Origin of the sequence: Fictibacillus nanhaiensis (genome assembly GCF_036213205.1) — a bacterium.
Lineage (GTDB): Bacteria > Bacillota > Bacilli > Bacillales > Fictibacillaceae > Fictibacillus > Fictibacillus nanhaiensis_E.
The window spans coordinates 32,333-47,448 of record NZ_JARMFC010000017.1 but is presented as its reverse complement, the minus strand read 5'-3'; the positions used below and the strand labels follow the sequence as shown (position 1 = coordinate 47,448).

Annotated in this window: 13 protein-coding genes; 8 read left to right on the top strand and 5 right to left on the bottom strand. The window is 40.8% G+C overall.

What is annotated here, in order from left to right:
- Nucleotides 1-50 precede the first annotated feature (50 nt).
- Complete coding sequence (locus tag P4V41_RS16015; protein WP_328086123.1) at nucleotides 51-956, bottom strand: diacylglycerol kinase; 906 nt, start codon at nucleotides 954-956, stop codon at nucleotides 51-53.
- A gap of 368 nt (nucleotides 957-1,324) precedes the next feature.
- Between P4V41_RS16015 and P4V41_RS16010 the strand changes: the two genes are divergently transcribed.
- The 6 genes from P4V41_RS16010 (at nucleotide 1,325) to P4V41_RS15985 (ending at nucleotide 6,284) form a co-directional block, all read left to right on the top strand.
- Nucleotides 1,325-1,537, top strand: a complete 213-nt coding sequence (locus tag P4V41_RS16010; protein WP_328086122.1) for a hypothetical protein — start codon at nucleotides 1,325-1,327, stop codon at nucleotides 1,535-1,537.
- Between the two features lie 49 nt (nucleotides 1,538-1,586).
- On the top strand, nucleotides 1,587-2,417 hold the full coding sequence (locus P4V41_RS16005; protein ID WP_328086121.1) for a TIM barrel protein: 831 nt from the start codon (nucleotides 1,587-1,589) through the stop codon (nucleotides 2,415-2,417).
- A gap of 214 nt (nucleotides 2,418-2,631) precedes the next feature.
- Entirely contained in the window at nucleotides 2,632-3,450 is an 819-nt protein-coding gene (locus P4V41_RS16000) for an ABC transporter permease subunit (protein WP_328086120.1), read from the top strand.
- Complete coding sequence (locus tag P4V41_RS15995) at nucleotides 3,447-4,367, top strand: hypothetical protein (protein ID WP_328086119.1); 921 nt, start codon at nucleotides 3,447-3,449, stop codon at nucleotides 4,365-4,367. Before P4V41_RS16000 ends, P4V41_RS15995 begins: the two co-directional genes overlap by 4 nt.
- A 14-nt stretch (nucleotides 4,368-4,381) precedes the next feature.
- Nucleotides 4,382-5,362, top strand: coding sequence for an ABC transporter ATP-binding protein (locus P4V41_RS15990; protein ID WP_328086118.1), 981 nt, complete (start codon nucleotides 4,382-4,384; stop codon nucleotides 5,360-5,362).
- Nucleotides 5,355-6,284 carry an ABC transporter ATP-binding protein gene (locus P4V41_RS15985; RefSeq protein WP_328086116.1) on the top strand — a complete coding sequence of 310 codons (930 nt, stop codon included), beginning with the start codon at nucleotides 5,355-5,357 and terminating at the stop codon, nucleotides 6,282-6,284. The genes P4V41_RS15990 and P4V41_RS15985 overlap by 8 nt, the downstream gene beginning before the upstream one ends.
- A 51-nt stretch (nucleotides 6,285-6,335) precedes the next feature.
- Here the strand turns inward: P4V41_RS15985 and P4V41_RS15980 are convergent, their stop codons facing one another.
- The gene (locus P4V41_RS15980; protein ID WP_328086115.1) at nucleotides 6,336-6,830 is read right to left on the bottom strand and encodes a hypothetical protein; all 495 of its coding nucleotides are present in this window, start codon (nucleotides 6,828-6,830) and stop codon (nucleotides 6,336-6,338) included.
- A gap of 102 nt (nucleotides 6,831-6,932) precedes the next feature.
- Here P4V41_RS15980 and P4V41_RS15975 point away from each other — a divergent pair, with 102 nt between their 5' ends.
- Nucleotides 6,933-7,895, top strand: a complete 963-nt coding sequence (locus P4V41_RS15975) for a hypothetical protein (RefSeq protein WP_328086113.1) — start codon at nucleotides 6,933-6,935, stop codon at nucleotides 7,893-7,895.
- Between the two features lie 63 nt (nucleotides 7,896-7,958).
- Here the strand turns inward: P4V41_RS15975 and P4V41_RS15970 are convergent, their stop codons facing one another.
- Entirely contained in the window at nucleotides 7,959-11,042 is a 3,084-nt protein-coding gene (locus P4V41_RS15970) for an efflux RND transporter permease subunit (protein WP_328086112.1), read from the bottom strand.
- Nucleotides 11,043-11,135: 93 nt separating this feature from the next.
- Here P4V41_RS15970 and P4V41_RS15965 point away from each other — a divergent pair, with 93 nt between their 5' ends.
- The gene (locus P4V41_RS15965) at nucleotides 11,136-11,972 is read left to right on the top strand and encodes a TetR/AcrR family transcriptional regulator (protein WP_328086110.1); all 837 of its coding nucleotides are present in this window, start codon (nucleotides 11,136-11,138) and stop codon (nucleotides 11,970-11,972) included.
- 230 nt (nucleotides 11,973-12,202) lie between these two features.
- Here the strand turns inward: P4V41_RS15965 and gatB are convergent, their stop codons facing one another.
- Together gatB and gatA are read right to left on the bottom strand one after the other, a co-directional pair.
- Nucleotides 12,203-13,633 carry an Asp-tRNA(Asn)/Glu-tRNA(Gln) amidotransferase subunit GatB gene (gatB, locus tag P4V41_RS15960; RefSeq protein WP_328086109.1) on the bottom strand — a complete coding sequence of 477 codons (1,431 nt, stop codon included), beginning with the start codon at nucleotides 13,631-13,633 and terminating at the stop codon, nucleotides 12,203-12,205.
- Between the two features lie 12 nt (nucleotides 13,634-13,645).
- Nucleotides 13,646-15,103 (bottom strand): Asp-tRNA(Asn)/Glu-tRNA(Gln) amidotransferase subunit GatA, encoded by a 1,458-nt coding sequence (gene gatA, locus P4V41_RS15955; RefSeq protein WP_205724329.1) that lies wholly within the window; start codon nucleotides 15,101-15,103, stop codon nucleotides 13,646-13,648.
- Nucleotides 15,104-15,116: the final 13 nt, after the last annotated feature.

The following is a 15,116-nucleotide window of genomic DNA, read 5'->3' as shown; positions in this document are numbered from 1 at the left end:
ATTATTCGGGTTACAGTTCATAGCTTGAAGTGCTCTTTAACATGATTGGTTTATGGTTTAAGTCGCTCTTTTGGTACAAGTAATTCAAAATGATGGTGTAAGTTTTCGAACTCACCAGGCAGGATTCCGCCAAGTTCCCCATCTAAGTTGATCTGCATCTTTTCGCGAGGCGTTACTTTTACACGCTTTGCCTTTTTATAGATTACATGATCATCATGGATGTGTTCCCCACGGATCGCAAGGGATGCAATACGGACAAACTCTGCAAGATTTGTTTTCTTCAAGATGATTACATCAAAAAGACCGTCATGAAATTCTGATGATGGAGCAAGCTTCTCAAAGCCTCCAACAGAATTTGTGTTAGCCACTAGAAAGAGCATGATCTCGCCTTCGTATTTTTCTTTATCATCGAATTCAATCTCTACAAATGTAGGACGGATTGATGGCAGCATTTCAATTCCTTTTAGGAAATAAGCCAGCTGTCCGATCATCGTCTTCAGCTTGCTCGGCACTTCATACGTAAGCTCTGTTATACGACCACCACCTGCGATGTTGATGAAGAACTTATCGTTTACTTTACCGATATCAACAGGCATATGTACACCGCCGCAAAGAACGTCACATGCTCCTTCAATCGTACGCGGTACGCCAACTGCACGTGCAAAGTCATTCGTTGTTCCAGCTGGAATAATTCCTAGCATGGGGCGATTTTCGAGTCCTGCTAACCCATTAACAACTTCATAGATTGTTCCATCTCCACCAGCTGCGATAACAAGATCGAAGCCTCTTTCCCCCGCTTCACGTGCAGCGCGAGTCGCGCAGCCGTCTTCAGGCGTTGTTGCATGACAAGACGTTTCATAACCTGCATTTTCAAGTCTATCTAGAATATAAGGAAGCTGTTTTTTTACCGTTTCTCTTCCCGAACTTGGATTATATATTAGTCGAGCTCGTTTCATATCTTTCACCTTCATTGTTTGACTTCTTTTAAAAGTTTTAACCTAAATTTGTTTGTTGTATAACTGCAAAAAACAGCCCACTGCCGGACTGCTTCTGTCGATTCCTCTTATATTATAGTGATACCTGTCTTAAATTGCAAAGCAGTTATCTCCCAGTATGTGTTAAAATTGTGTCTAAATTGTAGGGGGTCTGTCCCGGGGTCAGACCCCGGGACAGACCCCATAAAGGATTTCTTTCATTTTTTGTAGAATTATACATTTAAAGCAACTTTGGGGATGAACAAGCTTCATCTCTTTCTTAACTCGCATATATAAGGAATAACAACATACGGTAACGAGTAATATCACTATTTTAAGGAGGTGCTTCAATGTTTTGGCTATACATTTTAGGACCTATTGCCGCTGTGTTCTTACTAGCCGCAGTTGTAAACTGGAGAACAAGGCTAAAGTACAGAAGATACAACTACAAGTACGAGCTAGAAGAACATGTTAGTGATCAAAACAAGATCAATAATGCAGCAGCCTGGAACGCATCCCAACATAATCACCACTCTGGTGGTAGCGGTGGTGGAGGATTTTAAAAGACAGGATCTCATTTCCTGTCTTTTTTCTTTTATCTAGGAGGTTAAGATGAAACATATTATCGGTATTTCTGGCAGTACCATCATGTCTGATGAAACAAAATTCAACGATTTGTTTCGAGCTCATGATCAAATCACACATATTGAGATTGGAGAGTTCCAAAATGAAGAAGCCTTTCAAAGGTTTCTAGCACTTCTAAAGAAAAGTAACAAAACCTTTGGCATCCACTCTCCCATCTATAGAAGCGGTAGTAAATATGATTTATTAGAGGAGCTTCAATATACACCTGAACAAGCATGGACCTTGTTCGAAAAGGAAATTCAGCGTCTCGTTAAGTTAGGCGCTCAGTATATTCTTGTTCATTTTCCTTATTTTCAAGGAAGCGCCCGTAATCCGGATACCTTAATTGTGCAGGGTCTGAAACGATTATCTGAACTGCAGAAAACATACAACATGCCAATTGTCTGCGAACCAAAGCTTGGATTGAATCAATCACCAAAGGGAATTGAGTATCTAAATGCTTTTCCTATTGCATTATGGGAGAAATACGGACTGAAGCTGTGCATTGATATTGGTGATTACCTACTGGCTACAGAAGAAAAAACTCTAAACATGATTGAGAAGTGGAAAGATCACATTAAAGTTGTCCACCTACACAACATTGAATATATGGATGACAAATACATATGGGTTCCTATCCACCCATCACATGAAGATGACGGACAACATTATTCCATTAAGGAGATTCTTCATGTTTTATCAAGTTACCGTGATCTTATTTGGATACTCGAACATACACCACACTCAAATCCTTCTGAAACATTTATTCAAGAAGGGATCGACTGGTTGATAAATGATGTTTTAAAAAACGACAAATAACCTATCTGAAAAAATACTGATGGTACCCATTCAGTATTTTTTTGTTTGAGATTTATTTGAATAATTTCAAATACTTTGTACGTCAAAACTTTTAGTAATGGTTCGTTCGTTTGGAAATTTAATACAAAACGTTATTCAAAAGACCTGTCGATTCGTTTACAATTATTACATACAGATTATTCTGTCAACTTTTGCTACAAAAAGAGGTGTATATATGAACTTTTCATTTACGAGTTATCTGAAGAGACTTCGGTCGATCTTTATCGGCGTTTTGATCATCAGTTTTCTTCCTTCTATCTTTTTTGGCATCGCACCACTGCAGAGCATGAAGCTTTGGGAGTACACCATCGAGAATCGAAAATATAGCCTTTTCCCTGATATTTTTGATAAGTTTTTTTACTCGATGACTATTTTCTTTACATCATTGCTCCTAGGTCTTTTAGTAGCGTTGTTGCTTACGTTTTTAGCAACACTGCTGCCAAGACCATTAAAGCGTGCTGTCTATGGCTTCTTAACACTATTAGAATCTTTACCCGATCTTTTTATTGTTATCGCGCTACAAGTCTCAGCAGTATATATCTTTAAGAAGACTGGATTATTAATCGCGAACGTTTCTGGTGCCTACGACAACCGCATCTACTTTTTTCCAATTCTAACACTATCTGTCCTGCCAACGATTCAACTCTTTAAGATTACCTTTCTACTAATGAAAGAAGAGCAAAACAAACCGTACATAACTGTAGCACGCGCGATGGGACTCGGAAACCTCTATATCACGCTCAATCATGTGTTTCGAAATATCATGACAAGTCTCTTTCAATATTCCAAGACCATCTTTGTTTTTATGCTATCAAACTTATTTATTTTGGAATATGTCTTTAACTTGAACGGAATCATGACCATCATGCTGAATACGCAAGGTGTTTCGTTTATCATAACGGTCTTGTTTATCGCAATTCCTTTCTCTTTTCTTTTCGAGATTATGGAATCTTACCGTGGAGGCATAAACGTCCAAAAGGAGGATGCAGCATGATCGTTCGAATACTTAAACAGCCGCAATTCTTAATAGGTTTTCTGTTTATCGTGAGTTTAATTTTATTAAGCTTTTTTTATCCGTATGTCATGGATGTTCAGAAGGAATCTAAGTTTCTCTATGACGAGAATGAAGTCATCGTTGGTGTAGCACCTTTCTCACCAAAAGATATGCCTCCTTTTGGTACGGATATGAACGGAAAGCACTTATTGTATCTTGTTTTAGAAGGTGCAAAATTTACGATCCTCATTACCTTAGTTATCGCATTTCTTAGAATTTTCTTCGCCCTTTTCTTTTCCTTGTTTCATAGAAAATCGAAGAGTACATTCTTTGACGATATCGTACAAGCTACGCTCTATATTCCAACTGCGATCTTAGCTTATATGTTTATGGTTCCCCTCTTCGTAAAAGATGCCACTGAACCGATGGGCATGATGACTCTTATTGTCGTGCAATGCTTGATACTCGTTGGTATTGGAGTGCCACCTTTAGTTTCAACGTTTTCTGAAGAGATCCGTTCGATTCTGGCAAAAGACTATATCGTCAGTACTTTTTCATTAGGATCAAAAAAGCCGTATGTCTATTACAAGCATGTCCTACCTGAACTGAGCTCTAAACTGTTGCTTCTATTTGCTCAGCAAGCCATTCAAACATTAATTCTGTTAGCGCACTTAGGCGTTCTTGCCGTTTTTATCGGTGGATCAAAAACGATCATGTTAGGCGATATCTTTAATTTAACGCCAGCCACCATATCATTAAGCGGAGAATGGGCTGGAATCATCGGCCAGTCATACCAAAAGCTCTTAACGGCTCCTTGGATTATCTTAGTGCCACTATCATTCTTTGCTTTTACGATTTTCTCGATCAATCTCATGATACAAGGTATACAGAACAGCCTCGAATCCAACAAATCATAAGTGAGGTGTGAAGCATGTCTAACAGGCTTTTAGAAATACACAATCTGAACATATCGTTCGGTAGTGGAAAAAACGTGTTTAAAGCGGTTACCGATATAAGTCTCTCTGTCAGTAAAGGACAGACTGCCGCACTTATCGGCGAATCAGGTTCCGGGAAGAGTGTCACATCCCTTTCTGTGCTGAAACTTTTACCAGCTAACGGGCGAGCAGAATCAGGTTCTATTCGTTTTGACGATAAAGAAATTTTGCAGATGACCGAAAAAGAAATGCAAAAAATAAGAGGCAACGAAATCTCCATGATCTTTCAGGATGCGATCGCTTCACTGAATCCCGGCATGAAAGTGGGAATTCAGATTACAGAAGGCTTGAAATATCATAAACAGATGCCAAAATCAGAGCTTAGATCTGTTGCGCTCTCACTTCTCGAACAAGTAGGTTTTCATAATCCAGCACACATTTTTGATCAATATCCTTCTCAACTGTCAGGAGGTATGAAGCAACGAATTTTAATCGCAATGGCCATCTCCTGTAAACCTAAACTGATTATCGCGGATGAACCAACTACCGCTTTAGACGTAACGATTCAAAGGCAGGTATTGGATTTGATCGCTGATTATAAAATACGTGAAGACGCTTCTGTTTTAATGATCACACATGATTTTGGTGTTGTGGCAGAATATGCTGACTGGGTGTATGTGATGATCGGAGGACGAATCGTAGAATCAGGAGATGTGTTTACTATATTTAATAATCCGATCCATCCTTATACAAAAGGCTTGATCGGCTGCATTCCAAGTTTGGAGAGCGACCGCGAGCGTTTAAAGAGCGTCTACGATTACACGTTTGAAGAAGCAGGCTACAGGGGAAGAAAATTCGCACCAGAGACGTATTCCATGGAAAGCAAAGTCTATCATGCTCCGTCCTCTCTTATAGAAGTGGAACCAGGTCATTATGTTCGTCTTTTTGATGAGAGCGAGGTGAATATCGTTGGATAAACAATTGATTAACATCCAAAACCTTTCTAAGTATTTTATGACGAAAACAGGAATCCATAAAGCAATCGATGGAATCACTCTCGATATTTTTAAAGGCGAAACATTAGGTATTGTTGGGGAGTCTGGATCTGGCAAGACAACCCTTGGCCGAACGATCATGCGATTGTATGAACCAGAGCACGGAAACATTACGTTTGATGGCCTGGACATCACACATATGCCTGAAAAAAAGTTGCGACCATACCGTAAAGAATTTCAAATGATCTTTCAAAATCCTTATGAATCGCTCAGCCCTCGTCTAACGGTCGGAGAAATTTTAGAAGAACCGCTTGTTATTCAGAAGATGTTAAGTAAAGAAGAGCGTACGAAGAAAGCGTACAATCTATTAGAAAAGGTCGGGTTGCCAAAGACTTCTTATCTAAAAAAGATCCACGAATTCTCCGGTGGGCAACGTCAGAGGATCGGAATTGCTCGTGCATTGATGCTAGATCCCAAGTTCATTATTGCAGATGAACCTGTCTCCGCACTCGATGTATCTGTTCAAGCGCAAGTGTTGAATCTATTAAAAGATCTTCAAACTGAACTAGATCTAACCTGTTTGTTCATCTCTCATGATCTTGGCGTTGTTCATTATATGAGTGACCGTGTAGCCGTCATGTACCTTGGCCACCTGATTGAATTGGCCCCTAAAGATGAATTGTACCGAAATCCGATCCACCCTTATACGAAATCTCTTTTATCATCCATTCCGATCGCAGATCCTGAGCGCCGGAACGCATACAGAGAACCGATCATTCTGCCAGAGAAACCGCTCTATCCGCCACAGTTGATTCATGTTGGTAACGAGCATTACGTATCTGCGAACATGATCAATATTAAAGAGTTTGAGATTGAGAATGATAGAAACCTCATTCGTAATTGAGCAAATGAAAAGAGACTGCCCTCTAAGCAGTCTCCTTTTTAAGCTAAATAATTACTTTCGCAATATCACAAACATACTCACGCTCATCGCCCCTATTGTAAATATAGACGCAATGATGACACCAATCCAAGCCATAAAGAGATCGTCTCCTGGATAAGCGGGTTCAAGAGTTGCATAATACGAAACGATCCACCCTAAGAAAAAGAGAAAAAACGCGCTCCCAATGAACGTCATCTTCACTTTATCCTTCCGCGATCCCTGCCACATTTCTGAAAATAGTACCCACGTAAAAAGACTGAGCGGTATGCATATCAACAATCCGGCCATAGTACCATAAGGCAAAAAGAAGAGAATAACAAAGGCTAGTGCAAATAATGCAGCGTTCGCAGCAAATAGAGTTATACCCGCTTGCCAATAATTTGTACTTAAAGAATGTCCCTTTATTTTATGGGTAATGTTTCTTACTATACCGACAGAAGCGAAATCCCTTTGTTTCATTACGAGAATTAACGTAAAAACAATTCCAGCTAACAATAAAACCGTCAAAAAAACACCCACTTTTTTACAATAAATATATCTTATATTATCATTAATGTAGAGAACTAGAATATAGCTATTTGGTAGGAGACGTAAAAGGAGGCGCCATCGATGTTTGAACTATTTTTATTATTTTTTGCTATTGCCGTAATTGCTCCCCTCGTTATTAAATACACGACTAAACCGAACTATCAAAAGGTTGCAGAAAAAACTGAACTGCTACCGAACTTGGGGATTCGTGAAGATTTACATTTACAAAAAAGTGTAAGAAACATGGAGAAAGCTCTTCCTCGTGAGTTTAAAGAAAAAATAAAACGCAGATATCTTTCAGAACACCCGAAGACGACAGAAGCCTACTTTCAGGTTGTATTTTATGAGCTTCAACGCTTCTTTATCATGTGTTCACTCTTAAATAATGTTCCGATGTTCAGTAAAAAGGTGGATGACATCTGGCACGAGATGTTGATGTATACGAAGGAGTATGAAAAATTTTCTGCTGATCTATGCGGTGAGCACATTCATCATGCTCCAAATGATGTTGTAGAGCCCGATCCACATGGAAGAGCTTGGTTTGATCTTTTGTATTCTAATCTTTTCACCTTTACCGATTTTACACCCATTGCTTGGGGGACCTTTTTTCAAAATCCGTTACATCAAGGTCTTTTACATGAGCTTCAAACACTATCAACAGAAGAACTCGGAAACCGATATTTTAGACCCAATGCTGATAAAGAGACCGTTCACGCTTTACTTACAAAAATCAAAGGAGATTTAAACCGTATATCGAATGATGAAGATCCATACAAGGGATTAAAATTGTCACCGAATTCCATAGATAGTGCACCGATCTTAGCTGGTGCGATGCTTTATTATTCCTATCATCATTTTGATGAATATGATATGTATATGGCAAAGTTAAATCCTGCATCGAACTATAATTCTGGAAACACAACCGCTTGCGGAACGGGGTGTGGCAATCATCGTGACGACAATGGCGGACATGACAGCAGCTGCAGCAGTGATAGTGGAAGTAGCTGTGGAAGCAGTTGCGGCAGTGGATGCGGAAGTAGTTAGTGAATATGTTCTAAATAAAAAAGCCCTGCAAGTGACTCAACATCACTTTGCAGGGCTTTCATCTTAATTCTCTTCTACTTCTTTACGATTCTTTTTAAAGATTTTGGAGAGAACTTCATACACGATTGGCACGATGATCAGCGTTAATAATGTAGAACTTGCTAATCCGCCGATTACGGTAACGCCAAGACCTTTTGAAATCAGTCCGCCACCACCTGAGCCAACTGCCAACGGAATCAACGCTCCAATCGTTGCGATAGCTGTCATCAGAATCGGACGAAGACGTGTTGCACCCGCTTCAAGGATTGCCTCACGCATACTCATCCCTTCACGTTCCATATGAATGATTCGGTCTACGAGTACGATGGCATTTGTTACAACGATACCAATCAACATCAACAGCCCCATCATAACCGATACGGAGATGGTTTCACCTGCGATCAATAGACCTACAAATGAACCAATCACAGCAAATGGAAGTGAGAACAGAATCGCAAATGGTGCGACACCTTCACGGAATGTTACGACGAGTATGAAATACACGATCGCGATTGCCGCAAGCATTGCCGCGCCAAGCTGTGTAAATGTTTCGTTCATATCAGCCTGAACACCCGCTACTCCAACTGTAACTCCTTTTGGCATATCCAGTTTATCGATATCTTTTTGGACTTCCGAAGTTGCTTTGGACATATCATCGCCAATTGCCTTACCAGACACGGTAGCATAATACTCCCCTTTACTTCGGGCAAGTGTATTAAGTGTTGTTCCTTTTTCAACTGTAACAAGCTCAGATAACGGCATTGTCGTGCCTAGAGCTGTTGGTACCTGTCTTGCTAAAATATCATCGACTGACTTAGGTTGTTTCGTTTGCTCCTGCTGAACGATAACGTCTAGTGTATCTCCGTCTTTTTCGATTGTCGTTAAGACATCTTCGGCTTTCATCGGATTCAGCATCATCACGATTTGACCTGTTGTTAGTCCATATTTTAGAATCTCATTTTGATCGACGTTAAACGTATGCTCGACGAACGCATCCTTAGCGCTTGACGAAACCTCCTCTAACTGGTCGTTCTTCTTCATGGCGTCTTCTGCCATCTTTACCGCTTTATTGAGTTTATTCAGATCTTCACTATAGAACGTATAGCTGACTTCATTTTCAGCTCCCGTTGACGCAGCGAAGTTCTGACTCTTCCATTCGCCTGATTGACCAAGGTCAGCGACATAGTCTTCTATTTCATCTCGCACTTCTGGGAAGTTCTCCATCTCTGGATCAAAGATGAGGTACATGAGTGCTCCGCCTTCTCCGCCACCAGCCATAGCCATCATTGGATCTGCGTTATCTGAAACAGAGATTTGAACGATATCAATATAATCGCGCTTTAGCATCTTTTCTTCTAATGCTTCAACGTTTTTCAATGTTTCCTCTTTAAGCTCCCCGGCTTTCGGTGTGTATGTTAAATACATAACTTTGTCTTCTTCACTGCCCATGAAGCTGAAACCGATAATAGGAGTTAAAGCTAAACTACCTCCAAGTAAAAGGATGGCCAAGATCGAAGTGATAATTTTATGATTAAGAGATTTATTAAGAATCCCTTTATACCATTTTGCTAATTTACCAGTTTCCTTATGGCTGCTTTCTGTCTTTTCGCTATACAGCTTCTTTTTAAACAAAAAGTGTGACAATGCTGGAACGATTGTTATGGCAACAATTAGTGATGCACCAAGCGCAAATGTCATCGTTAACGCAAAAGGCGCGAACAGTTCGCCTACCATACCACCCACAAAGATAAGCGGAGCGAACACCGCAACCGTTACGAGTGTGGAAGAAAGGATCGGCTTGAACATCTCAATCGTTGCTTCTCTGATTAAAGCACGCCCATTTAATTTCTCTTCTTTCAAATGCAAACGTCGATAAATATTTTCTACGACAACGATTGAATCATCGATTACACGACCGATCGCAACCGTAATCGCACCTAGTGTCATGATGTTCAACGTAATATCCATCCAGTTGAGCACCAATAATGCCATGAAGATTGAAACAGGGATAGATATGATTGAAATGATCGTCGATTTAAAATCACGAAGGAATAATAGGATGATCAATACCGCTATCAATCCGCCAAATAAGGCTTTTTCAATCATTGTTGCTACTGAATCTTCTATCGGTTTTCCTTGGTCGAGTGACACATCAATGACAAGACCATCTACTTTTGATTTTTCTTCTTTAATCAGCTCTTTTACACCATTTACGACATCAACCGTGTTAGCTTGCTGCTCTTTCACGATCTGAATTGCAATCGCTTCATCTCCGTTTGTTCGAGAAACGGATTCCACTTTACCAACCGTATTAATATCCGCGATCTCACTAAGTTTTACAAACGGTGTTGGGTTTGTTGCAGATGGTGTTACAGGAATCATCATGTTCTTCAGTTCATCTGAAGTCATGAACTTCCCATCAACGGCAACTGCTTCTTCCCCTTTTTCAAACTCATATAGTCCTAATGAAACGGCCATGTTGCTTGCTTGAACCATTTCTTTCACTTTATCTTCTGTTAGATCATACTGTTTCAACTTGTCTTTTTTATATGAAAGATCTACCTCTTCAATGTGCTGACCCGTTATCTTAGCGGATGCCACACCATCAATTTTCTCGATCTTAGGAAGTATAATCTCTTCAACAGTTGACGTTAATTCAACGATATCCTCTTTCGTACTACTTACACTTAGCGCCGCAACTGGCATCATGTTCATGCTAATCGCTGTCACAGTAGGCTCCTCAGCCGTTTCTGGCAATTCAACTGCATCTAATGCAGATTGGAGCTCACGCTTCGCCTCGTCCATGTCTATTCCGTATTCATACTCAACTTGAAGATTAGACATGTTCGAATAAGAATTTGAATAAACGGCTTTAACATCTTCAAGCCCTTCTACCGCTTTCTCGATCGGCATCGACACGTCTTCCATCACTTTCTCTGGAGTAGCTCCAGGATAAACGTCCATCACCATCAAATATGGAATTGAAACATCAGGAATCGTTTCCATATTCATGCGTGTTCCTGAATAAATACCTGAGACTGTTATAATAATGGTAAGCAGCCATACAGCTAATTTATTCATTAAGACAAAATTAACCAAACCTTTCATTCATCCACCAACCCCTAATTGACTTATCCAACTCAATTATTTATACTAATGACTGATTGGTCATTTGTCAATGAATTACTTAGGAGCGATACAATGAGTAAGAAACAATTAATCATGGAAAGTGCCTTAGAACTTTTTGCGCAGCAAGGGTTTGACGCCACATCTGTACAACAGATCACAGAACACGCCGGCATCTCAAAAGGTGCATTCTACCTATCTTTCAAATCAAAAGACGAATTGATCAACGGTCTGATCGACCACTTTATGCTGAGTCTGATTTCAGATATTGACCATGTAGTCAAACATCACGAAACGGATGCTACTCTTTTATTTGATTTCTATCAAGCTGCGTTTCATTCTTTTCAAAAGCATTCTGATTTTGCCAAGATTTTTATAAAAGAACAATCAAAAACACCGAATGAAGAGCTTATCTCAAAAATACATCAATATGATAAACTTATCGATAACATCATATTAGGCATGTTAGATCGCATATATGGGGAAGAAATCTCACAGACACGTTTTGACTTAATTTATTGTGTGAAAGGCTTCATTCATACGTATTCACATTTAATTTTGTTCTTTAACGTGCCGCTGGATCTTCATACATTGAGTCGCTCACTTGCGGAGAAAACAGCACTACTCGCCAAGCATTCAGAAACGACGTTTATCACAGAAGAGCTTTACCATACGATTAATGAGCCATTTCATGTTCATGTAACAAAAGAACAGTTGTTAGAAATGATGGAGCAAAAGATAGAGGAATTAGAAGATTCAACGTTAAAAGAATCATTAGATCTCCTGAAACAGCAGATGATTGAGCCGAGTCTCAGTCCTGCAATCGTAAAAGGATTGATCTTAAATCTGAATAATCATCCAGCATGTAAGCAGATTGCTTATTTGGTTCAGGATTGTTTGGTTAATGATTGAAACAAAGAAATCCTCCCGTAGTAACAGGAGGATTTCTTTGTTTAGACTATCTTCGTTGCAAGTTGATTGGAGTGTAAGGTGCGAGACTCTCGGCTAGGACAGGCGGGCGGGTGAGACACTTATACGTGAAACGTACGAATGTGGCTCACCGCCTGCCCCGCGGAAAGCGAGTACCTGAAACGGAGATCAACCACCCTCCTAATCAACAAAGCAACCCAAACAAGTCATATTTATCTCTTTTTAAGTTCTTCCACAATCAGCTTGTTAACAAGTGGAGGGTTTGCTTTCCCTTTTGTTTCTTTCATCACTTGCCCAACAAGGAATCCGACTGCTTTTTCTTTTCCGTCTTTATAATCCGCAACGGATTGCACGTTCGCCTCAAGAATCTTAACGACGATTTCGCGGATTGCTCCTTCGTCTGAGATCTGCACGAGACCTTTTTCTTTCACGATTTTATCTGCGTCGCCACCGTTCTCGATCAACTCTTTAAAGACCTTCTTCGCGATCTTGTTAGAGATCGTTCCATCTGCGATCAGCTTGATCATACCAGCAAGACCTTCAGCAGTCAGAGCCGTTTGATCGAGCTCTTTGTTTTCGTTATTTAAGTACGCACTCACTTCACCCATAATCCAGTTGGATGCTTGCTTAGCATCGGCACCAGCCGTGATCGTCGCTTCAAAGAAATCAGCCATCTCTTTTGTCATCGTTAATACTTTCGCATCATATTCAGGTAATCCGAAGTCACCTACATAACGCTTTTGACGAGCATCCGGAAGTTCTGGAATGTCAGATTTTACACGATCCATCCATTCTTCATCGATAAAAATAGATACAAGATCAGGCTCTGGGAAGTAACGATAGTCGTCAGATCCTTCTTTTACACGCATCAGGATCGTCGTTTTAGTCGCTTCGTCATATCGACGAGTCTCTTGAAGAATCTCTCCTCCAGCTGATACCACTTCACGCTGACGCTTCTCTTCATGCTCTAACCCTTTTTGTACAAAAGCAAACGAGTTCAAGTTCTTAAGCTCTGCTTTTGTCCCGAACTTCTCTTGACCAACCGGACGAATCGAGATGTTCGCATCACAGCGCAACGAACCTTCTTCCATCTTACAGTCAGATACACCAGTATATTGAATGATCGCTTTAAGCTTTTCTAAATACGCGTAAGCTTCTTCAGGTGTACGAATATCCGGCTCAGACACGATCTCAACAAGAGGTGTTCCTTGACGGTTCAAATCGACAAGTGATCCGTCTGCCGTATGCGTCAGCTTACCAGCATCCTCTTCCATATGGATGCGCGTAATGCCGATTTTCTTTTTGTTTCCGCCCACTTCAATTTCGATCCAGCCGTGCTCGCCGATCGGCTTATCAAACTGTGAGACTTGATAGGCTTTCGGATTATCTGGATAAAAGTAGTTCTTGCGGTCAAATTTTGTTTCTCTATTAATTTCGCAGTTAAGCGCAAGTGCTGCACGCATCGAAAAATCTACAGCTTGATGGTTTACAACAGGCAACACGCCAGGATGTCCTAAGCAGATCGGACACACATTCGTGTTCGGCGGTGCACCAAAGTTTGTAGAACAGCCACAGAAAATCTTAGTGTTCGTTTTTAATTCAACGTGTACTTCTAATCCAATTATCGTTTCAAATTCGCTCATTTTCTGCACCCCCTACAGCTTCGGCTTTTCTGTGTGATGATCTGTTGCTTGTTCAAACGCATGTGCTACGCGATAAATCGTGCTCTCGTCAAAATGCTTACCGATGATCTGAAGTCCGATCGGCAGTCCATCTGAGAACCCACACGGTACAGAGATCGCAGGCACACCAGCTAAGTTAACCGGAATCGTTAAGATATCGTTCATGTACATCGTTAACGGATCTTTCGTCATCGATCCACATTTAAACGATGCAGATGGCGTTGTCGGCCCGATAATCACATCGTATTTTTCAAAGATGTTCGTAAAGTCTTCTTTGATCAGCGTACGAACTTTTTGTGCTTTTTTATAATATGCATCGTAGTATCCAGAGCTTAACGCGAACGTTCCAAGCATGATGCGGCGTTTTACTTCCTCACCAAATCCTTCGCTTCTGGACTGCTTGTACATCTCGATCAAGTTCTCGCTGTTATCTGAACGCAGTCCGTAACGAACACCATCAAAGCGTGAAAGGTTAGCAGAAGCTTCAGATGATGACAGCAAGTAGTACGTTGCAAGGGCATAACGAGAATGCGGCAGAGATACTTCCTCCCACGTCGCTCCAAGTCCTTCAAGTACTTTAAGAGCTTCCATCACGCGCTCTTTTACGCCAGGCTCTACGCCTTCACCGAGGTATTCTTTTGGAACCGCGATTTTAAGTCCTTTTACATCACCTGTAAAAGAAGCCAAATAATCTGGGATGTCTACTTTTGCAGAAGTAGAATCCATCGGATCGTTCCCTGCAATGGCTTGCAGCAGGTATGCGTTGTCTTCAACGTTACGCGTTACAGGACCAATTTGGTCGAGTGAAGAAGCAAACGCAACTAGACCGTAACGAGAAACAAGTCCGTACGTCGGTTTCAATCCAACAACACCACAGAACGCAGCAGGTTGACGGATTGACCCACCCGTATCAGAGCCAAGTGAGAAAAGAACTTCTCCCGCTGATACAGATGCCGCAGACGCACCTGAAGATCCTCCTGGTACACAAGAAAGGTCCCACGGGTTATGTGTTGGATGGAACCCTGAGTTCTCATTTGATGAACCCATCGCAAATTCATCCATGTTCAATTTCCCGATCGTGATTGTGTCCGCTTGATTCAAGCGTTCCACAACGGTTGCATCATAGATCGGTTCAAAGTTCTCTAAAATGCGAGACGCACATGTTGTACGAATCCCTTTTGTTACGATGTTATCCTTGATTCCGATCGGCATACCAAAGAGCAGTCCTCTGTCAGCACCGGAAACGAGCTTTTCATCTAATTGTTTAGCCTTAATGCGGCTGTATTCTTCATTAAGTGTTAAAAACGCCTTTACTTTACCATCTACTTGATGAATGCGGTCAAACGTCGCATCCACAATGTCAGTTACACTCAATTCTTTTGTATGTAATAACTGATGCAGTTCTGAGATCTTTTTATCTAAAATCGACATACGTGGTCTTTCC